The organism is Paenibacillus sp. VCA1 (genome assembly GCF_031583795.1).
Classification (GTDB): domain Bacteria; phylum Bacillota; class Bacilli; order Paenibacillales; family Paenibacillaceae; genus Paenibacillus_AQ; species Paenibacillus_AQ albilobatus.
Genome location: NZ_JAVLSX010000005.1, coordinates 131774 through 151934, shown reverse-complemented (window position 1 = coordinate 151934; position 20161 = coordinate 131774). Strand labels below are relative to the sequence as shown.

Below are 20161 nucleotides of genomic sequence, written 5' to 3'. Positions count from 1 at the left end.
GATATAAGCATTCCATGATTTTGCCTTACGATGAGGTCACTCCCGTTGCCATCTGTATCCGATTCCCCACACCGTTTGAATCGGGGTATAGGAAAGTCCTGCCCGCTGGACCTTTTCGCGTATGTTTTTGACATGGGTATCCACGACCCGGTAATCTCCGGCATAATCGTTCCCCCACAGACTTTCGATCAGCATGTCCCGCGAATACACCCGATGTTCGTTTTCCGCCAGCAGCAGCAAAATGTCGAATTCCTTTTGCGTCAGATCCACCGGCGTATCGTGCACGAGCACTTCCCTGCCTTCCGGGTAAATCGTCATTCCGGGCAGCTCAAGCTTCCGGACATGCCCGGCCTGGATCCGGGATTGCCTCGATCGGCGGATCAGGGCGCGGATCCTTTCGGTCAGCTCTTCGGGCTGGAACGGCTTCGGCAAATAATCGTCGGCGCCGATTTTCAACCCTTTGACGATGTCTTTCGTATCGGAGCGGGCGCTCAGCATCAATACAGGCGCCGCCGAAAAGGCGCGAAGCTCCCCGCATACCTGCCATCCGTCCATATCGGGCATCATGATGTCGAGAATGACGGCATCAAAAGCGTTCGCCCGGAGCAGGTCCAGCGCTTCCCTGCCGCTTGCGGCTTCCCTGACGCCAAACCCGGCCTGCATCAAATAAATGCGCAGCAAGTTGCGCATATTCCATTCATCATCGACGATCAATACTTGATCCTGGCTCATTTCCGATTCCTTTCTCTTCGGCGCAAGCCCCGGCCGGAAACACGACGGCAAAGGAGGTTCCTTCGCCAAGCCCGCTGCGAACCTCCACCGCCGCGCCCTGAAGCTCCGCCAGTTTTTTCACGATGGAAAGACCGAGACCGCTGCCCCCGTATTGCCGCGAGCGGGATTTTTCCACCCGGTAAAAACGCTCGAATACGTACGGCAGCTCTTCGTCCGGTATGCCGGGCCCGGAATCCCGGACTTCAATCCTTATGCGGTCCTTTTCCCGGGTTGCGGCGAGTACGATTTCTCCTTCGGACGTAAAGGTAACGGCATTGTCCAGCAGGTTCATTAAAATTTGCTCCATCCGATTGACGTCGGCCCAAATATGCAGCTCCTTCTCCGGATGGCTCACGCGAACGGCGACGCCTTTGTCTTCCGCCCGAAGCTTCACTTTCAGCGCGCTTTGATCCAAAAGTTCGTTTACGTCCACCCATTCGGGACAGAGATCGATCCGGCCCTCCTCCATTTTCGCCAGGTCGAAAAGCTCGCGGATCAGGACCATGAGGCGGCGCGCTTCCCGGGCGATGATGCCCAAGGTTTCCTGTTGCTCCTCCTCGTCCCGGATCAGTCCCTTCGCAAGGACGTCGGCATACCCTTCCAGGTACGTGACCGGCGTCCGCAGCTCGTGCGAGATGTTGGCAAAAAACTCGTTCCGCGTATCCCTGTACCGCTGCAGCTCGCCGGCCAAATCGTTGATCGCCCCGATCAGCGACCCGATTTCGTCTTTCCGCGCGACGGGCATCCGGGTTTCGAACTCCCCTTTTGCGATCCTCCGCGCCGCTTTTTCGATCTGAAGCAGGGGACGCGACAGCTTCCTTGAAAGCACGAACACGAGTCCGAGCGTAACGATCAGCGCTCCCGCCCCCGTCATCAAAATCATCATCCGGATCGTCCGGATCGAATGCTTCATCGCCTCCAGCGAACTGATGACGTATATGCCCCCGCTGAACCGGCCCCCGGAATCCTGCATGGGTTTGCCGTGAAGCAGCAGCCATTTTCCGTTTACCGCAAATTCCGTCTCCACCTGACGGGACGCGAGCAAGCTCGGCTTGTCCCAAATCCCGTCCGGGTAGCCGCGCTCGCGGATGAGCCTCATATCCCTTTCGGAAAAGGTGCCGTCCTCGCGCAGCATAAAAATATCCACGTTCGAAAATTCGGACATCGTGCCGATGAGATTGGCGGATGCGGACGGTTGTTTTTTCAGCATGCCGACGACGTGGGCCGCCAGCTCCTCGGCTTCGTTATGGCTCTGCTTCGTCGTGAATTTCGTAAACAGGCCGTTAAAGACGACGCCCAGAAGCAGCAGCACGACGATAAACAGGCCGAGCATGACGGCGCCAAGCTTGAAGTCGATCCGGTTCCATCTATTCATTGCGATCCCTTGCTCCTTCTTGGCATGTCACGGCAGCGCCGCGTTCGCGGCAGATTCAGGCTGCCGGATCATCATGCAAGTCTACCCGCCCAGTATATCCTTAAAATGTGTAGAATTCATGAACTTGCTTGCGTCACGAAGCCCCAATTTCCATTGTTAAAGTCCGAGCGATATATATTTGATCTCCAAATATTCCTCGATGCCGAAATGGCCGCCCTCCCGGCCGAGTCCGCTTTGCTTGAAACCGCCGAACGGAGCCTGCGCCGTCGAAGGCAGCGGATCATTGACGCCGACGATGCCGTATTCCAGCGCTTCCGCGGCATAGATGGCTTCCCGGATCCGTTCGGTGAAGACGTATGCCGCCAGCCCGTAGGGGCTGCGGTTGGCGCGTTTTACCGCCTCCTCCAGCGTGCGGAAGGTCGCAATCGGCGCCAGCGGTCCGAACGTCTCTTCGTTCATGCACTCCATCTCGTCGGTGGCATCCATGATGACCGTCGGCATCATGAAATAGCCGCTCGCATCCTCCGGCGCGTCTCCGCCCGCCAGGACCCGGCCGCCTTTGGCTTTCGCATCCGCGATCTGGCGTTTCACTTTGTCGACGGCTTTCGCATTGATCAAGGGACCGACGTCCACGCCCTCCACCATACCGTTGCCGACTTTAAGGGCGGACGTGCGCGCCGCGGCCCTTGCGGCAAATTCCTCCGCGATTCCTTCCTCCACGTATACCCGGTTCGTGCATACGCAGGTTTGTCCCCCGTTGCGGAATTTGGAGGCGATAAATCCGTCCACCGCCTTGTCCAGATCCGCATTCGCCGTGACGATAAACGGCGCGTGGCCGCCGAGTTCCAAGGAAATTTTTTTCACCGTGTCGGCCGCGCCGCGCATCAGCGTTTTTCCGACCGCCGTCGATCCGGTAAACGAAATTTTCCGGACGCGTTCGTCCTGCTGCCATGCTTCGGCAATCGGGGCTGCATCCCCTGTCACGACGTTCAGCACGCCCGCGGGAATGCCGGCTTGTTCGGCAAGCTGAGCCAGCTTCAAGGCGGTAAACGGCGTTTCCTCCGAAGGCTTCAAGACCACCGTGCAGCCCGCGGCCAAAGCCGGCGCCACTTTGCGCGTAATCATCGACGCCGGAAAATTCCATGGCGTAATCGCCGCGATGACGCCGACCGGCTGTTTTTGCACCCAAATCCGTTTATTCGGGGAAGACGCCGGAATGGTCTGTCCGTACACCCGCTTGCCTTCCTCGGCGTACCAGGAGACGAAGCTGTTCGCATACGCGATTTCCCCCGCCGCTTCCTTGAGCGGTTTGCCCTGCTCCGTCGTCATGATTTCGGCGAGCTCCTGCGTGTGCGTTTCGATCAGGGCATGCCATTTCATCAGCAGCTGCGCACGCTCGCCCGCCGTCAGCGCCGACCAGGCACCAAGCGCGGCGAAAGCCGCATCGACGGCTTGGGACGCTTCTTCGGCGCCGCCTCTTGGAATCGTGCCGATGACTTCGAGCGTGGCCGGGTTCCGGACCTCCATCTCCTCCGTGCAGCTTTTCCATTGACCGTTAATATACATCTTCTGGATATACATCCGTTTGCCTCTCCTTTCTTTGCGTGCGTGTCATAGGTTGATTGACGCAACACGTTCCCCTATTAAAAACACGTCTATCGACATCCCCCAAAAATAGACTGCATATGGCAGAAGTTCTTTGGGATGTATCCCCCTCGTGTTCTTGAAATGTATACTTTCTTACATATTAAATATACCCCTTTTGAGGGTCGTGCCGTCAATGCGGATCCGGAAAATGGATAAAAACGCCAAAAAAACCATCCGATCTCCCGGATCGGATGGTTTTCCTGAAACGATCATGTTCAATTCTGCAGCCTCAGCCGGCCCGCAATATTTTCCGCCCGAACGTCATTGTAACGCCAATCATGGCGAGCCCAACGATCAGCTGCATGCCGTAAATCCGGATCCATTCGGGCCCATGCTGGATCGCTTCGGAGATGTTGCCGCCGAGCAGCGGACCGAAAAAAGCGGACACGCCCGTAATCGCAGCGTACATCGCCATGTACATCGGACGTTCGCTTTTGGGCGTATCGCCGATCATGAAATTGAAGGCCAGCTGGTTAAAGCCGCCAACTCCGACCCCCAAGACGATATGAGCGGCAAACAGGACGGCAAGCATCGGCAGCACGCACAAGAGCCCCCACAGCAAACAAGACAGGGCGATGACCGGCAGCGTCCAAAAAAGCAGGCGCCTATTGCCGTACCGCGTATTCAGGCTGCCCCAGACATAAAAGCTTCCCATCATAAAAACGGTCTGGGCAACGTTCAAAAGCGACAACGTTTGATGATTGATGTGCAGCAGCTCGAGCATGACGAAGGAATACAGCGGAACCACCAGGTTTTGCAAAAACAGAAACCCGCCCAAAAAAAGGGTCGCTTTCATGAATGCCCCGTCCTGAAGCGGTTTTTTCAGCATCGGGACAAAGCGGCGCTCCGAGGAATGCTCGAACGGCATATCGGGATAAAAGAAAAACATCGCGATGTTGGCGGCGATGCAAATCCAGACGATGACGTACAGGATCAGATACCCTCTGCCCCCGGGTTCATGGTCCAGGATCATTCCTCCGCCGTACATGACAAGGGTCCCGAGGGCGTTCAGCATCGTGTTGCGGATGCCGAAATACCTTCCCCTGACGCGCGCCGGAACGATATCGCTGATCAGCGAGTTCCATAGAATCCCGCCGACGGTGTTAAACGTAAAAGCAAGCGTATACAAAATGATAAATGCCGTGACCCATAACGGCTTGGGAAAAAGGAACGGGATCAAACCCGTGGCCCCCCACAGCAGCCGGTGGATGGCTACGAACAGGACCAAAGTCCATTTCCGGCTCCGCAGCCGTTGGATCAAAAACGCCGCGAACAGCTGGGCGATATTTACGAACGTCGTGATCGCAAGCACGAAGCCAAGTTGACTGGAGTTCGCTCCGAGATACAGCAAATACCCTGTCAGGAATTGGCCGCCGAGCAGCGTCTGGAACATCACCGCGGGCACGCCTTCCATCGTGGCAATCCTCAGGTTTTTGCGCTGGACCGATGTCCTGCGCGGGTACTGCCGTCTCGTTCTAAATGAAATCATGGTGTACTCTCCTTCGAGGCTCCAGTTTGTTAACTTCGGGCATGAACGGCAGAGGGCGAAGGCCGTTTTTTCTTCTCTTTGATCCTCATTCTACTCGCAAAGGGAATCGAGTCAATATGAACGGACGGCCTCAAATCACAAAAATATTTGTGCGAGTTCACGTGGAAATGCCGCTCCGAAAACGTTATATTTTAAGGTCATGGATCGCTGCGGAACAAAGCCTCAAGCCGGACTCAAAAATTCCTCAAATGAGCCCCTTCTTCCTGCGCGGCTTGGTCCCGTCACGCTCGAAGTATCCCCGGAGCCGGCGTCACGCCGAATGCTTCGGCAAGTTCCGACAGCTCCCGGTCGGCGATCGCCTGTTTGATGCCGTGTCCGGCGGCAAGCATGTAGATCCGGGCGGCCTTTTCCACCGTTTCGATCAGGCCGAACGTTTCGTCGATCGTCGATCCGGTTGCAAAAATGCCGTGATGCGGCCATACGACGACGCGTTGGCCCCTCATTTTGCCGGCCGTTTTCCGTCCGATTTCCGCTCCGCCCGGAACCATCCAAGGCAGCATGCCGACGCCTTCGGGAAACACGACGATACATTCGGTGCACATTTGCCACAGCGTTTTTGTGAATTTTTTCTCATCCAAGTCATGGACAAAGGTCATGGCGATTACATGCGTGGCATGGGTATGCATGACGACGCGGTGGCCGCGATCGACGTTCAGCCGCTCGATATGGCTCATGAAATGCGAAGCCAATTCGCTGGTGGGTTGCGCATTTCCTTCAAACCCCCATAATACTTCGACATGCCCGCCGTCGGTCGTTACGCGAATCACTCCCAGGTTGGCGGCAGGATCGGAAATGATATTGCGGAAGTATTTCCCCGATCCGGTGACCAGAAACAGTTTGCCGGCAAGCTCCGGCACCGGGAACGATAAGGCGATGGTCCGGCCCGTTCCGCGAAGGTTTACATAAGGGGCGATCTCCGCCTCCTCTAAAATCCGGCTGATATTCCCGCCATTGCGCTCGTCCCACCCGAGTGTCCACATTTGGTATGCGATCTCCGCCATTTCGCGAACGGCCGGGATTTCCGCCATTGAAAAGCAGCGGTCCGACGTTATGATTGTCGTGCTCACAGTAAGCCTCTCCTTTGATATGATCTGTATGGTTCACCTTCATCCTACGCTTCGAGGTTCCATGAAGTCAACACAAACAAAGATAACCATGTTTATTTATCTTTGATTTTGTATTTTTTATGTCTGTTTATAATCGTTATACGTCTTTTTATCCTGTTTATATTGACATTTTCAGGAATTCGATTTATATTATTAGAAATTTTATCGATGATCGGCTTACGTTGAAGCACTCGTAAGAAAAAGGCTGCCATGCCTTTTTTTGCGGGTGCTTTTTTTGCATTTCATGGCCTACATGTTCACAGCCGCTCATCCCATTTTTTACCGTAAAGGAGAATGTTGATGAAACCCTTTGTAAAATTGGCCCTTACCGCCCTGTCGCTCGCGATCTCGTTGTGTCTATTTGACCCCCGCAGCGCTGAAGCCGCAGCTTCGATGCAGTGGTCTTCGTCCCAGCAAAACGCCGTTGATCGCGCCGTCGCCTCGGACGCCGGACTTCGCGTCCAACTGTCTACGCTGTACCGCACGTTCACGGACCTGCAGGAACAGCTGCGCAAGGCCGATCAGGAGATCAATGCGCTGCATTACAAAAACGAAGAAATCAAATCGAACCTGACGAAGCAAATCAAGCTGATCGACGCGGACAAAATCGCCAAACTCGAAGCTGCCGCCAAGCAGGCGAAAGACAAATACAAACCTTTGTTTTCGATGTACACGTCGCTCAACCAGCAGATCCAAACCGCAAGCAAGCTCAAAAACAAGCAGCTTTCCTCCGCGCTCAAAACCCAGGCCGACACGATGAAAGTCGCGGTGCAAATCGCCAAAGCGGACATAAAAAACAAGGAGCAGGCGCTGGCCGCCGCCAAAACGAAACGGACCGCCGCGCAGAAAAAAATCCGGGGGATCATGGCCTCAGCCGATCCGCTCCGCATCCGGATCAAAGCCGAAAAAAGCACGGCGAGCAGCCTGAACAAAAACGTCAGCCCGATGTGGCGGAACGTCACCCAATCCGTCAAAGGCGGAAACGGAAAACAAATATACAATACACTGAATACCCTTGTGTCGCAGCTTCGGCAAGTCCAAGCCCAAAAGCAAAAAATTCTATCGCTTGAAAACCAGATCGGCGGCATCCTGCAAAACGCCAAATCCCAGCTTGCTTCCGTGTCGTAAACCCGCCGCCTGGTGAAATGAGCCGACCTCCGAAATTTCGATTGCGCCTCCAGCCAGATTTTGGTATGATGGAATCCTTCTCACTCATTACGCCTTGACTGAAGTTGACGGTTTACGTCGCCACAAAACTTATCGGAGGTGTTCCATGCTCTATTTCACTTTGGCTTCCAAAGCGTACGCCCGCAATTTGCACTACCGCGGGGCGCACATGCTGCACAACGTTGCAAGCGCTCTTTTCGGCTACCTGTATGCCTGCATCTGGATCGGAATCGGACAGGACCACCCGCTTGGCGAATACGGCGTGCACGGCATGGTCGGCTACATTGCTTTTAATCAGGCATCGCTGTGGGTGTCCGGCTTTATGACGAACGGACTCGGCATACCGCAAGCGGTCAGGACAGGCCAAATCTCGCTCGATTTGATGCGGCCTGTCCATTTGTTTGTCATGTGCATGTGCAGGGAATGGGGACAGATCGCGTATCAATTCGTTTATAAATCCCTCCCCATTTACCTGCTCTACATGCTTGTGTTCAAACTTTCGCTGCCCTCGCATCCGGCGGCGCTGCTGTTTGCGGTGATCGCCCTCGCGGCTGCCGGATACATGTCCATCTGCATCAATTACATCATTGGCGCGACATCTCTCTGGACTACGGAATCAAGCTGGTTGACCTGGGTGAACCACGCGCTTATCAATTTGCTTGCGGGGTTCCTCATCCCCGTGGAATGGCTGCCGTCTTGGCTGCAGACGGTCAGCTGGTTGTCCCCGTATCCTTATCTGATGTACGTCCCGACAAGAATGTACATGGGGTACGAACATGCCGGAGTCCTGGCCGGCTCGTTTGCATGGTGCGTGCTTCTCACGCTGCTCTGCCTGCTCGTCACGGCCCTGGTCAGACGGAAAGTGGAGGTGCAAGGGGGATGACAATGAAATATTGGCTGGAACTCTATGCCGTACTTATCCGTTCAAGCATCCGAAGCCGGATGCAATACAGGTTCAATTTTGCGCTTGGTACCCTTCTTGCCGCCATCATCCAAATCGCGGAATTTTTGATGATCGCCATCATTCTGAACAAATTCGGCGCCGTCAAAGGCTGGTCGCTGTATGAGGTAGGGTATCTGTTTGCCGTCATGACGTTATCCAAAACGCTGTACCGCACCTTCGCCAGCGACGTCCACCACTTGGAGAGGTATTTGACGACAGGGGAGCTCGATCAGCTGCTGACGCGGCCGGTGCCGATTCTGCTCGCCCTGATGAGCCAAAATGTCCGTTTGATGCCGGGCGAACTGCTGCAGGGAGGCGGCATTTTGTACTGGTCGATGCACGGTTTGATCGCAAGCGGCCAGATCACATGGACGGCTCTTCCGTATACCTTGGTCGTCATCGCGATCGGCGCCGTGATCCTGTTCTCCATCGGGCTCGCGACCGCGACGGCGGGCTTTTGGACGACGCGGATCGAGGAGCTGCAGACGTTGACGGAGGACGCTTCGCAGACGGCGGCCCGCTACCCGCTTGTGCTGTACCCGGCCTGGCTCCGCTCCCTGCTGCTTGTCGCCATTCCCGTCGGTTTCGTCAATTATGTCCCTTCCTTGTACATCTTGCGGGGCGAATACGGCCCGTGGCTGATTTGTGCCATCGCGCTGCTTGCCGCCATCGTCCTGGGCCTCGCCATGAAATTTTGGAAGTTTGGACTTTCTCGCTATCAAAGCACGGGAAGCTAAAAATGCATGTTCAGAAAGGTCGGTTTTCAGCGCCGGGAAGATTGTGGAACGACCTCTAAAAGAAAAGGAGAGCTGGTCATGGGAGCCATGATAGAAGCATGCGGCCTGCACAAGCAGTTCCGGACGCCGGTCGTCAAAGAAGGCCGTTTCGCCGGATTCCGCACGTTGTTTACGAAGGAATACCGTCTCAAGGAGGCGGTGAAGGATATCAACTTTACGATCGAAAAAGGAGATTTCGTCGGGTACATCGGCCCGAACGGAGCCGGCAAATCGACGACGATCAAAATGCTGACAGGCATCCTCCATCCTTCTTCGGGTGAGGTCAAAATCAATGGAGTCGATCCCCATAAGCACAGGCGGCAGGTCGCCAAAAAGCTTGGCGTCGTGTTCGGGCAGCGCAGCCAGCTGTGGTGGGATCTGCCCGTCAAAGACTCGTACGACATTTTGGCCCATATGTACAAAGTGTCCGCATCCGAAAAAGAAAAGCGGCTGGACGAGTTGGGGGAACTGCTCGATCTGCGTGAATTTTGGGAAACGCCGGTCCGCAAGCTGTCGCTCGGACAGCGCATGCGCGCCGATATCGCCGCCTCCATGCTGCATGATCCCGACGTGCTTTTTCTGGATGAGCCGACCATCGGCCTGGACGTCACGGCCAAACGCAGCATCCGCGGATTTTTAAAAACGCTGAACAGCGAGTTCGGCAAAACGATTTTGCTGACCACCCACGATATGGACGACATCGAACAGCTCTGCGAACGGGTGATGGTCATCAATCACGGGGAGCTCAGCTACGAAGGAACCATCGAACATCTGCGGGAAAAAATCGGGCTTCCGACGGTCATCCGCATCGTGTTCCGCGGGTCCTACCGGCTGCCTGCCTCTGATAGTTCCGGGCTGCCGATACAGCTGAACCTGGATACGGAAGGTTCGTATCGGATCGTCGAAGCAAGCGGCAACGAAGTGCTGATCGAAGCAAACCGGCAGCAGGTCAAAGCCATGGACATTTTGCGGACGGTCGGCGGCTGGGGCGAAATTGCGGATATTCATATGGAGGAACCCGATTTCGAGGAGATCATTCACCGGGTATATTAGTGTTGCAGAGACAGGAGGCAGGACGGCGGAAGCATCGGGCCTTCCGTGACGGCTGCCCCTGTCTTTATTGCTGCGTCATAGGGTATGAAGAAGCACCGGCGGGCCCGCATGCTCCACCACCTCAAAGTGGTTGTCCCGTTCGTTCAAAAAGACGATTTTTCCGCAAAAACCGCTGTTCATCAGCGTAAATGCTTCCTCATATCGGTCAAGCGAGCAGGTATGGGTCACCAGCTTTTCCAACCCGAGCTTGCCGCTTTGCAAAAGTCCCTTCATCTGGTACCACGTTTCGTGCATGCGCCGTCCGGTAATCCCTTCGACGCGGAGCCCCTTAAAAATGACTTGCCCCCAATCCATCGCCACTTCGCTGCTGGGAATGCCGAGCATCGACACGCGTGCCGCACGGGCCGCCGCCTCGAATCCGTCCCGAATGCCCTGCGGATGCCCCGACATCTCCAGTACGACCTCCGCGCCTTCCCCGCCCGTTGCTTTGTTCACCATTTCGGCCAAATCGGAACCGGCGCTGTCGACGACGACGTCCGCCCCCATCTCCCGCGCTTTTTGCAGGCGGTAAGGATGAACGTCGGCCGCTATGATCCGTCCGGCCCCGCAGGCTTTTGCGACGGAAATGGCCATGAGCCCGATCAATCCCGCCCCGACGACCAGCACCGATTTCCCGACGATTTCGCCGGCGAGCACCGCGTGTACCGCATTGCCCAAAGGGTCCTGCAAACAAGCCAGCTCAAAGGGCATCTCCGGATCATTATGAATGATGCTGTCCGCTTTGACGACCGCATACTCCGCAAAACATCCCGGCGCGGTAATGCCGAAGCTGCGGGTGTGGCGGCACACATGCGCGCGGCCTGTGCGGCATGCCTTGCATGTCCCGCAAACCATATGGCCTTCGGCGGATACATGGTCTCCGATCCTCACATCTTTTACTTGCCGGCCTGTTTCGACGACGATGCCGGCAAATTCATGGCCGAATACGTTTCCGGTTACAACCGACTTTTGCGCCCACGCATCCCAATTGTAAATATGTACATCCGTGCCGCAAATCGAGCTCGCCTTGATCTTCACGAGCACCTCGTCCGGACCGATGGCGGGAACGGGAATGTTTTTGTATACGGCCCCTGGAGCGCTGCGCTCTTTCACGAGGCCGGTCATTGTTTTTGGCATGGATATAACTCCTTATATTCAACTTTTTTTATCACACAGATCAACATATTGGGAAGGCACTGAAGAACTCACAGTAACATCATGCATTTTTTTGTCTGTCTTGCGATGAAGCAAATCGCGCATTTTCTTGCGCAGTGGTTCCTCTACAACATGATAGGTAATAGATGCGGAAGCAATCACTAAAGCAAAGGTTAAGAATAAAAGCAGCATTCGGACCGGCAATGAACCATGCGAAAAATATTTCATTACGGTGCCCAGGACAAAGAATTTTACGATCATATGCAACAGGTATACGGAATAGGAAATTTTTCCGAGGTATACGATGACCGGAGAAGCAAGACATTTGCTGATGATATTTCTTCCATAAGCCAGACCAAGAATCAAAAAGGGAATAAATACCGTTGAAAAAGAGGTTAACGACGAAAAGAACACGGCCGTCCCCACAAAAAACACCAAAAGAAGCAGGCAGATGCCATTCCACTTCCCCCTTCTCCACCCGTTTTTCTGAAATATTACATAGGCCAAAGAACCTGCGGTAAAACAAGTGATTACATTTACAATATTTTCGAAATCATAAGTCGTCAAAACTTGCAAAACCCGTGTTTCCGACAGACCGAATCCGATCATAAAAACGACACCCATAGCCGCAATCGCTTGCGTGTTGGTTTTCATTTTATTGACCAAAAGCAAGACCACTGGAAACCCTATGTATGCAAACCATTCCGCGCTGACGGACCATGCCGGCCCGTTCCATGGATACCATCCCGAGTCCGCCCATCCCTGAACCATGAATATGTATGCGATAAAACCTGCAAGCGAGTAATCGCCCTGCTTGTTGAGCTCCACGTGCAAAACCGATGCCGCGGCGAACATCAAAACCATTAACAGCAAGGAAAATATATACACGGGATATATTCTGGCCAAACGCAAGCCGAGAAACCTTTTGTATTTGTGAATGTCAAACTTGGAGAAATAAGCTTGGTAGTTATACGTAATAATAAAACCGCTTAAGACGAAAAACACATTGACTCCGAGCCATCCCTTTTCGAAAAACGGCATGAGCCATTTTAGTCCGGGGACCAGCGAAACGATCAGATCCGAGAAATGAAAAAGCACCACCCATAAAGCAGCGAGCGCACGTACACCCGTCAGAGCAGGCAGGTCGCCTTTTTTCGTGCTTGTTTCCAAATTGACGGCATTCATTTTAAGCCCCCGTTTTCATAGAATCTCACAACAAAAAAACTTCGTTCTTATCCTGGAAGATTTGACCGAAGTTCCAATAGTTATTCAATTTTCTATTGAATTTGTTAAAGAACAACTTCGCCGTTGACCGTTAATTTCATCTTCGTATTTGTTCCCTTCAAAATATAGTTGGATTTGCTCAGCTGATTATTGACGGAAAGAATGGCCGTTATGGCGCTGCAGTCTTCAAAAGTGAACCCGGTGTACTGCCAGCTGGGCGTATGAAACGAAGTGCCTGTACATCCGATCAGATTGGACAGCTGATTATTTTTGAAATAAAATCCCGAGTAGGTTGAATTCTGCTGCCCGTTCGAGTCGCCGCAGCAAGCCGAAAAGACAAGCATGTTGCCGCCGCTTACATAAAAACCGTATTTGTATTCCTCCTGCGCTTCGCATCCCACAAAGGAGCTCCGGCCGCTGTCGGTAATGACAAAACCTCCGTAGTTGTTCGACGGAGAGTTAAACCCGTTGTAAAAGGTTTTGCAGTTCAAATAATAATTGTTGGCGCATCCCTGGATTTCAAAACCGCTGTAACCGTTTCCCGTGCTGATGATATTGCAAAACCGTCCATCCGTGTTTTGATTCAGCTTGATTCCTGTTTTACCGCAGCTGATCACCTGGACATTATTGCAATAAATGCCCCGGATATTGATGAAATTATCGCTGGTGTCCGTTCGGTCAATATATATCCCGTGATCGGCGCATTCGAAAATGAAAACGTCCTCAATGCTGGAATTCATGTCGCTGTAGTTCCCTTGCTTCACTACATCGGAATAAACATAGGATGTTTTGTTTATATATATACCGCTTCCAGAAACGTTATTGCTTTTGTTTCCGTCGATCAACAGGTTGCTGATCCGAAACTGCATCACGGAATTATCTTTCAGGCTGACCAGATTTCCGTTTGTGCCGTTCTTCAGCTTTAATATCGTACCGTTGCCGGTCCCCTGCACCGTCACCAAAGATCTAAGGTAAAGATTCCTCAATAGATACGTTCCGGCAGGAAGGAACAACAAGCCTCCTTTTCTTCGATCCAGAAACTGAAGCGCTTTTTCAACGGCGTTGGTATCGTCATTCACCCCATCCGCTTTGGCTCCGAACCATTGGGCATATACCTGGCCGACCTTCATATTGCCGTTCACGGCGCCCGCCCCGTCAAAGATTTGGTACAGTCCGGCTTCAATGCTCCCATTAATCGTCAGCGTCTTTCCCGAATCGATCACGAGCACCGCCCCGTTCATGAAGTGGAGGGTGACGTTTTCGCTTACGGTCACATTGTCGCTGATGCTGTAATTGCCCTTCGGCAATACCAAAACTCCGCCTCCGGCTGACGTGACTTTATTTAATGCATCCTTGAAGTTGTTATTGCCGGCTACACTCAGCCAGGGCACGTTTAATTTGCTGAGAAGAATGGACTGATCGGCGATTTTATCGTTTGTAACGGATAAGCTGGCTAATGTTCGGGTATTTACCGCATTATCGGCAATTTTGGGATTCGTGACCGCTTTGTCGGCCAATAAGGACGTAGTGATGGGACCTGTTCCCCCCGTCCCCCTTGTGTGCGCCTGCTGTTGTGATCCGAATCGCCTGATCGTATCTTTCAATACATTCGTTAAACGATCAACAAGCCGTTTCATGTTTGCAACCTCCTTGTCACATCACCCTTTGGGATGTCCAATATCATATTCAAGATATTCAATCCTTTGATTAGTGTTCGGTCATTTATCCTATAAGCCGTCAAAAATGAGGATTCAAACTTGAAAAATATCGGACTCCCAGTCGGTTCAATGACAAGGGGAAAGACGGGGACGTTCCGTCCGGTCAAATTACTTGTGCACAAGCGCCTTTTCGGCCAAAAGCTGCTGAATCGACTGGTACCGTTTGCCCCAAGAGTTATTTTTGCCGAAATCGGTGAGAGGCGTTCTGTCATAACCGTCGCGTAAATAAGCCTTTACCCCCCGAACAAAATCCTCTTGGTCTTTGGCGATGTAAACGGGAGCGTTCATGCGCTTTACCTCTTCCATATCCGTCGTCACGACGGCCGTTCCCGCGGAACAATACTCATACAGTTTGATCGGACTTACCGCATCCGTCGCTTCCATTTTTTTGAACGGAATCACCGCCACATCCGCGTGTTTTAAATACCCTGGTATGGATGCATAAGGTCTCCCGCCGAGAATATGAACATTTTCCAGGGGCTTAAGTTTGCTTAAATCCGTTTCCACCTTTCCGACGAGGTAAATATCCGCATCCGTTTCTTTGGCCAACGTTTCGATCGCATCCACGTCAAACCAATATTTAATCGCGCCGACATAAATGACTCTCATCCGCCGGCTGGCAGCGTATTCGGCAGGTTCGGGCGTCGTTTCCGGAGCGAAGTGTTCATACTCTACGCCATTATTCACCAAAAATGCCCTGTATCCTTTTTGCGTAACTTTATCGAGCAGCTTCCGTGAGGTTGCGAGGATCAGATCCGCTTTCGACAGCAAGTGATTTTCCACGACTTCGATATTCGGAAATTCTTTGAATTTGGAGTAATCGTCCGCAACTCTGTAAACAAGCTTTCCGTAATCCACGACATTCGTAAGCCAGTACAGCTTGGGGTTCGAAATCCATAATATATCCGCCTTGTCAAATTGAAGCTGCCGCAGGGTTTCGCGAACGTCCGGTCTGATATAACGCTCCTGATGCAACGCAATATGCGGATTTCTCGAAAACAGATAGTTCCCGTACAACCGGGACGCAAACGCGGAAAACCCGTATATTCCTGGAGCGAGCTCATGCCTTTGGGCCGTCGAAATGCTTTTTTTGAACATATAATCCTGTTTATTTTTCAAATAAATCAAACCGTTGTAGGAATTGGACACCCAAAGGGCTTCGTATCCATCCCGAATAAACGAATTGCAATAATGATAGTTGCCCAATTTGCTGTTTGGATCGTTATATTCCACAAAATCGGCAAAAACAACTTTTTTCACAGGGTCCGTCCTCCCGGTTCTTTGTCAAACTTCCAGCAGCCGATTCACGATGCTTTTCAGTTCTTGCACAAAAGCCTTCCGGTTCTCTCTCCCCTGAAAACCGCTTTTCAGCTCCCGGACACGATCCTCATACTGCAAAATGTTATTTTCCAGTTCATGAATCTCGTAAACGGGGAGAATTTGGCCTTTGAGGTGTAGATGCTTCGTAAATTCAACCTGGTGCATATCCACATGTTCCTTGAAATCAACTCTGCGGGGAACGACAATGGGAATTTTGAATTCCTTGAGCGCTCCGAAAATGCTTCCGGGCCCTCCGTGGGTGATGACGATGTCAGCAGCCTTCATATGCTGTTCCATTTGTTTTGGAGCCATCATCCGATAATGCTCGCAGGCTGCGGGCACATAATCGGAATAGCCGCTTTGCATGACGACGTTCGTTCGAATCAAGCCTTCCTGCTTCAGACGGTCCACCTCGGACAACAGCCTGTTGAACTGCTGCTCATGGGTGCCAACGGTGACGAAAATCAAAACAATCCCCCCATATAATGACCTTTGGAGTAAAATTTTTTTTGCTCCTCCCATTGAACCAAAAATGCATCCGCAATAGGATAAACCAGTTTGCCCGTTAAAGTGGGTGTCGTGATTCTGTCATAGACTTCAAGGTATACCAGCTTGATCCCCAACAATTTCCCAAGATAAAAAAAAGGCACTGCGACCGCGGCACCCGACGAAATCAAAACATCCGGTTTTTCTTTTCTCAGCAGCTTCCAAGCGAGTATCGTGTTTCGGATTAAATTGTAAATGTTTCGGTTCGTAGGATGAAAACACCAATAAACCTTCTCGTTTTCAAGCGCCGATTCCGAATCTTCTTTTTGAAACGTAACCCAAAACCGTTCCTCTTCTTTCCACCATTCTTCCAGCAACAGTAAATGAGTCAAGTGCCCTCCGCTTGAACCGACCAATCCTATTTTCATATTGCGTTCATACCCCCTTGACGGGTTTTCTGTACTTACGGCTTTTATACAGCCGCACGACATGCTTTAGAAAGCTGTAGACAAACAGCCATTTATGTAATAAGAACCCGATTTTGACAGGATTGCCCCCGTTTTGCCGGTATAAAATCCGAACGTTATCCAAATCGTGAACCAACAGCTTCCGCAGATTTTGGGTGAGTCCTCCTTGACCGTACAAAAACTTGTATTGTTTGGCCAAAGGCTTCGAGAGTCGGGCTCCCGGATACCGTCTTACGATTTGCAGAAAAAATAACAGATCCTCGCCGTAGTGTTTGCCCTCCAGAAAACGGAAACGGTTTTCCTCCATCACGCTGCGCTTTACCATGACCGTCGACATGCAAAAGAACACCTTAAATAACATCCTTTTGAAATCGGCTTGAATCCAATTCTCTTCCCGGCCGTATTTTGTCGTTTCATCCGAGTTGATGAAGTAATTGGTTCCCGATATGGCCACTTCAGGATGTTTGTTCATAAATTCCGTCTGAACCTCCAGCTTTTCCGGGCTCCAAGTATCATCGGAATCCAAAAATGCGGCGTACTTTCCTTCCGCTGTATCCAGCCCTTTGTTTCTTGCGCGCGAAGGTCCCGAGTTCACCTGCTCCAAATGCTTGATCTTCATCTCCGGGTGCTGCCGGATGAACGATTCCACGATCGATGGGCTGCGGTCGGTTGATCCGTCATTGATCAATATGATTTCTATAGGCTGCCGGAACGTTTGGCGATAAACCGACATTAATGCGCGCTCGATTGTCATTTCGCTATTATAATACGGGATGATCACGCTGACCTCGATATCATTCGAATACAAGAAATACGCCTCCTAAGCCAATAGGTAGTTTTCGTTTGCCGCTTTTGCCGGGACCGGTTGCTCCCTCTCCCTAAGCGCAGTATTTCTGATGATAAAAAAGAGCAAGCACAGCTGGGCAACCGCATCGCTTCCCAAATTCGCGAGTCCGTTATTGGAATTCACCATGGCGGTAATGACAAGAAATAGAACGAATTCATAGTAACTTCTATCTTTGATCAGTAAATAAGCCGGATAAAGCAAAATCACCAAATAAATAATAACTGTCCCCAAGATTCCATAATCGTAAGCAAGCATAATCAGAGGATATTCGAAATTAAATATATTTCCGTTCAGACTTTCCGCGACTTCTCTGGAATGGCCGATCCCCCCGCCGAATATCATGCCCGGACTCTCCACGCGGCTGTTCATCCATACCTCCAGCAGCCCGTTTCTTCCACTCGTGATGTCTCCGCTTTCCAGGCCGCTGATGTAACGCTGCATCAGATTGTTTTGGAACAACGGGGTATTCAGGATGCCGATGAGAATGATGAACATCCCCATGTAATACAAGATCCTGTTTTTCTTCACGCTGCTGCAAAAAAGAACAAGAAATACGCCTAAAACCAGCGCCGTCTTGCTGCTGCTTAACAACAGCCCCAATAGCGTCATGCATGTAATCAGGTACTTGTTGATAAGAAAATGATTCCGGCGCGCGTATACGTGATTGAGGATAAAAAACGTCAGGAAATATTGGGCGTTGGTCAACGGGTGCCCCATAAAAGAATAAAAGCGGTATACGCCGAACGAGTGCTCCAATCGGATCAGCTGCCCCATTTCGAGCCCGTTGTAAAGCGTCCCGGCCATATATAGTTGAATAGACCCGCCGGATAAAAAATCGGCTGCGCCTACAATAAGCAACAGAACAATTAGCCAGTTAAACAGGATGAGAAAAATGCGAAATGCCGGCATAATGACATCCTGCTTCAACTTCACGCCAACGAAAAACAGCGGCAAGCAAAGACTGATGGCGGTCTGCAATAACCGCATGAAGGAATAATGCAAAAACAGGAAGCTGTATGAACACCATATGACCGAAAAGGCCAGAACAACATATGCAATAGCAAAGTTTACATTTTGCTTTTTCATGAAGAGAATAAGCAATATGCCGCCAATGACCATAAATAACACATTGTAATAGCCGAACTGTTCATTTACACCGATGCTGCGAATGTTTTCCGTAAAAAAATAGACGGATATCCATGCCAATACGATCATCCCGGTAAGTTTGGAAGACCGTTGTCCAAGCGTTTGCCTCATCTTCCCCATCCGCACATCCCCTCGCTCACGTTTTCCTTGCAGATTCGATGACCGTGTAGTTTCCGTCCATCACTTTCAAATTCGCGATTCCATTCGTAATAGTTACGCTCGTTTGATCCGGCAGCAAAACACTTCCGCGTTTTTGTTTAAATCTCAATGTGATCATCTGATGATGCGCGCAAGGATCATATTCCAACCTAAAATTCCGGCCTTCCTGAACGACGACGTTCACCTTATCCCGCGTATTGACATAAACCGCAAGCTCGGTCCCCGTACAATACCAGACCTTTTTTTTCTGCAAATAACGAAAAATATGCGTCAAGCTCTGCCGGTCGTCAAAAATATTGGGATTCTGCCTTTTGCCGTCATCCCTTGCCGGGGCGATATGCTCCTGAATGCTGATGACCAATTTATGTTTGAGCAAATAATCGATTTCCAGAAGTTTCATCCGGAGCAGCGGTTTTTTAAGCATTCGTTTCACGAGCCCTTTAACCGTTTTGCCCGGGAAATACAAACTGTTCAACATTTCGCCGTTGACCGTGGAAGGAATGTCGACGACCCCGTTTTTTCCGAATCTTTTAACGTCGAAGTTAGAGCGCTTATCGAAATCCCGGCCGCTGATGTCCCCGCTGTTCCTTTCCAATACCCCCCGATTCCAATATCTGCACCACCATAAAAAACCGGTTGCGTCGATGCTGTCATCCGAATAACGGTTGCTGACATAACCGCAGTACTTGCCGCCTTGAGGCCTAACGCCCACGGCATCCTTGAAAGTTTCAATGCCTTGTTCAGTCCTTTGCACCGCGTCCTCCACATTCGAAAAGGAATCCCATTCTTGGATGAAATCCTCTGCCTTCTCTCCCGCTTGGCCATGCGTCGTGCCATGGTACGCCAGTTCAAATCGGGGATGGGAATGAATATAACTGAAAAACCGTCTGCTTTCCTCATCCGCGTTGATCGGTTTGGATATTTGCTTAAACAAAGGCTGCTTAATGATGCCGGACCGGACGCCGACCGGTACGAAAAACGTCACCTTCACGTCCGGAAAGGGCGACAATAGCTGCCGCTCCAAATAACGGAAGGAAGAATGTTCGTGATCTTTGAAATATCCCCAGTCCTCGCCCGGCTCCACCTGTCCGTTCCGATTCATGTCGACCCAAGTGTTAGCCAAATCATCGATCATAAACATGACGGGGGAATCCGCGTCATTCAACCACTTGCATATTTTAATATCCATCGTTTTTCTTTAACCTTTCTACGC

General features: G+C 51.6%; 18 protein-coding genes. 4 read left to right on the top strand and 14 right to left on the bottom strand.

Annotated features, from left to right (window positions below; genetic code table 11):
- Positions 1-36: 36 nt before the first annotated feature.
- The 5 genes from RJP21_RS12510 to rhaD all read right to left on the bottom strand — a co-directional run bounded on the left by RJP21_RS12510 (position 37) and on the right by rhaD (position 6370).
- Positions 37-732 (bottom strand): response regulator transcription factor, encoded by a 696-nt coding sequence (locus RJP21_RS12510; RefSeq protein ID WP_160039980.1) that lies wholly within the window; start codon positions 730-732, stop codon positions 37-39.
- Positions 701-2146: a sensor histidine kinase gene (locus RJP21_RS12505; RefSeq protein WP_310859581.1), complete on the bottom strand. Its 1446-nt coding sequence runs from the start codon at positions 2144-2146 to the stop codon at positions 701-703. The genes RJP21_RS12510 and RJP21_RS12505 overlap by 32 nt, the downstream gene beginning before the upstream one ends.
- 156 nt (positions 2147-2302) lie before the next feature.
- On the bottom strand, positions 2303-3727 hold the full coding sequence (locus tag RJP21_RS12500; protein WP_310859580.1) for an NAD-dependent succinate-semialdehyde dehydrogenase: 1425 nt from the start codon (positions 3725-3727) through the stop codon (positions 2303-2305).
- 295 nt (positions 3728-4022) lie between these two features.
- Positions 4023-5282, bottom strand: coding sequence for an MFS transporter (locus tag RJP21_RS12495; RefSeq protein ID WP_310859579.1), 1260 nt, complete (start codon positions 5280-5282; stop codon positions 4023-4025).
- A 281-nt stretch (positions 5283-5563) separates the two neighbouring features.
- On the bottom strand, positions 5564-6370 hold the full coding sequence (rhaD, locus tag RJP21_RS12490; protein WP_310859887.1) for a rhamnulose-1-phosphate aldolase: 807 nt from the start codon (positions 6368-6370) through the stop codon (positions 5564-5566).
- Positions 6371-6748: 378 nt separating this feature from the next.
- Here rhaD and RJP21_RS12485 point away from each other — a divergent pair, with 378 nt between their 5' ends.
- The 4 genes from RJP21_RS12485 to RJP21_RS12470 all read left to right on the top strand — a co-directional run bounded on the left by RJP21_RS12485 (position 6749) and on the right by RJP21_RS12470 (position 10387).
- A complete protein-coding gene (locus tag RJP21_RS12485) occupies positions 6749-7576 on the top strand; it encodes a hypothetical protein (protein WP_310859578.1) in 828 nt (275 codons plus the stop codon).
- Positions 7577-7721: 145 nt separating this feature from the next.
- A complete protein-coding gene (locus tag RJP21_RS12480) occupies positions 7722-8498 on the top strand; it encodes an ABC transporter permease (protein WP_160039988.1) in 777 nt (258 codons plus the stop codon).
- Positions 8495-9295: an ABC transporter permease gene (locus tag RJP21_RS12475; protein WP_310859577.1), complete on the top strand. Its 801-nt coding sequence runs from the start codon at positions 8495-8497 to the stop codon at positions 9293-9295. Before RJP21_RS12480 ends, RJP21_RS12475 begins: the two co-directional genes overlap by 4 nt.
- An 87-nt stretch (positions 9296-9382) precedes the next feature.
- Complete coding sequence (locus tag RJP21_RS12470; RefSeq protein ID WP_310859886.1) at positions 9383-10387, top strand: ABC transporter ATP-binding protein; 1005 nt, start codon at positions 9383-9385, stop codon at positions 10385-10387.
- Positions 10388-10462: 75 nt separating this feature from the next.
- Here RJP21_RS12470 and tdh read toward each other — a convergent pair whose 3' ends face one another.
- The 9 genes from tdh to RJP21_RS12425 all read right to left on the bottom strand — a co-directional run bounded on the left by tdh (position 10463) and on the right by RJP21_RS12425 (position 20137).
- A complete protein-coding gene (tdh, locus tag RJP21_RS12465; RefSeq protein ID WP_310859576.1) occupies positions 10463-11563 on the bottom strand; it encodes an L-threonine 3-dehydrogenase in 1101 nt (366 codons plus the stop codon).
- Positions 11564-11581: 18 nt separating this feature from the next.
- Entirely contained in the window at positions 11582-12766 is a 1185-nt protein-coding gene (locus RJP21_RS12460; protein ID WP_310859575.1) for an acyltransferase family protein, read from the bottom strand.
- Positions 12767-12870: 104 nt separating this feature from the next.
- Positions 12871-14442: a right-handed parallel beta-helix repeat-containing protein gene (locus RJP21_RS12455; protein WP_310859574.1), complete on the bottom strand. Its 1572-nt coding sequence runs from the start codon at positions 14440-14442 to the stop codon at positions 12871-12873.
- Positions 14443-14631: 189 nt separating this feature from the next.
- Positions 14632-15783: a glycosyltransferase gene (locus tag RJP21_RS12450; RefSeq protein WP_310859573.1), complete on the bottom strand. Its 1152-nt coding sequence runs from the start codon at positions 15781-15783 to the stop codon at positions 14632-14634.
- Positions 15784-15807: 24 nt separating this feature from the next.
- Complete coding sequence (locus tag RJP21_RS12445) at positions 15808-16311, bottom strand: glycosyltransferase (RefSeq protein ID WP_310859572.1); 504 nt, start codon at positions 16309-16311, stop codon at positions 15808-15810.
- Positions 16308-16757 (bottom strand): PssD/Cps14F family polysaccharide biosynthesis glycosyltransferase, encoded by a 450-nt coding sequence (gene pssD / locus RJP21_RS12440; protein WP_310859571.1) that lies wholly within the window; start codon positions 16755-16757, stop codon positions 16308-16310. The genes RJP21_RS12445 and pssD overlap by 4 nt, the downstream gene beginning before the upstream one ends.
- A gap of 7 nt (positions 16758-16764) precedes the next feature.
- Positions 16765-17604, bottom strand: a complete 840-nt coding sequence (locus RJP21_RS12435; protein WP_310859570.1) for a glycosyltransferase family 2 protein — start codon at positions 17602-17604, stop codon at positions 16765-16767.
- Positions 17605-17616: 12 nt separating this feature from the next.
- Positions 17617-18909, bottom strand: a complete 1293-nt coding sequence (locus RJP21_RS12430) for a hypothetical protein (protein ID WP_310859569.1) — start codon at positions 18907-18909, stop codon at positions 17617-17619.
- Between the two features lie 16 nt (positions 18910-18925).
- Complete coding sequence (locus tag RJP21_RS12425; RefSeq protein ID WP_310859568.1) at positions 18926-20137, bottom strand: hypothetical protein; 1212 nt, start codon at positions 20135-20137, stop codon at positions 18926-18928.
- Between the last annotated feature and the right edge of the window lie 24 nt (positions 20138-20161).

What these genes read in the sequence shown, in the direction of transcription:
- RJP21_RS12460 (WP_310859575.1), bottom strand. Translation starts at nt 12,766, where the DNA reads ATGAATGCCGTCAATTTGGAAACAAGCACGAAAAAAGGCGACCTGCCT.
- RJP21_RS12500 (WP_310859580.1), bottom strand. Translation starts at nt 3,727, where the DNA reads ATGTATATCCAGAAGATGTATATTAACGGTCAATGGAAAAGCTGCACG.
- RJP21_RS12505 (WP_310859581.1), bottom strand. Translation starts at nt 2,146, where the DNA reads ATGAATAGATGGAACCGGATCGACTTCAAGCTTGGCGCCGTCATGCTC.
- RJP21_RS12480 (WP_160039988.1), top strand. Translation starts at nt 7,722, where the DNA reads ATGCTCTATTTCACTTTGGCTTCCAAAGCGTACGCCCGCAATTTGCAC.
- RJP21_RS12495 (WP_310859579.1), bottom strand. Translation starts at nt 5,282, where the DNA reads ATGATTTCATTTAGAACGAGACGGCAGTACCCGCGCAGGACATCGGTC.
- rhaD (WP_310859887.1), bottom strand. Translation starts at nt 6,370, where the DNA reads ATGGCGGAAATCCCGGCCGTTCGCGAAATGGCGGAGATCGCATACCAA.
- tdh (WP_310859576.1), bottom strand. Translation starts at nt 11,563, where the DNA reads ATGCCAAAAACAATGACCGGCCTCGTGAAAGAGCGCAGCGCTCCAGGG.
- RJP21_RS12470 (WP_310859886.1), top strand. Translation starts at nt 9,383, where the DNA reads ATGATAGAAGCATGCGGCCTGCACAAGCAGTTCCGGACGCCGGTCGTC.
- pssD (WP_310859571.1), bottom strand. Translation starts at nt 16,757, where the DNA reads ATGAAAATAGGATTGGTCGGTTCAAGCGGAGGGCACTTGACTCATTTA.
- RJP21_RS12510 (WP_160039980.1), bottom strand. Translation starts at nt 732, where the DNA reads ATGAGCCAGGATCAAGTATTGATCGTCGATGATGAATGGAATATGCGC.
- RJP21_RS12475 (WP_310859577.1), top strand. Translation starts at nt 8,495, where the DNA reads ATGACAATGAAATATTGGCTGGAACTCTATGCCGTACTTATCCGTTCA.
- RJP21_RS12430 (WP_310859569.1), bottom strand. Translation starts at nt 18,909, where the DNA reads ATGGGGAAGATGAGGCAAACGCTTGGACAACGGTCTTCCAAACTTACC.
- RJP21_RS12425 (WP_310859568.1), bottom strand. Translation starts at nt 20,137, where the DNA reads ATGGATATTAAAATATGCAAGTGGTTGAATGACGCGGATTCCCCCGTC.
- RJP21_RS12485 (WP_310859578.1), top strand. Translation starts at nt 6,749, where the DNA reads ATGAAACCCTTTGTAAAATTGGCCCTTACCGCCCTGTCGCTCGCGATC.
- RJP21_RS12455 (WP_310859574.1), bottom strand. Translation starts at nt 14,442, where the DNA reads ATGAAACGGCTTGTTGATCGTTTAACGAATGTATTGAAAGATACGATC.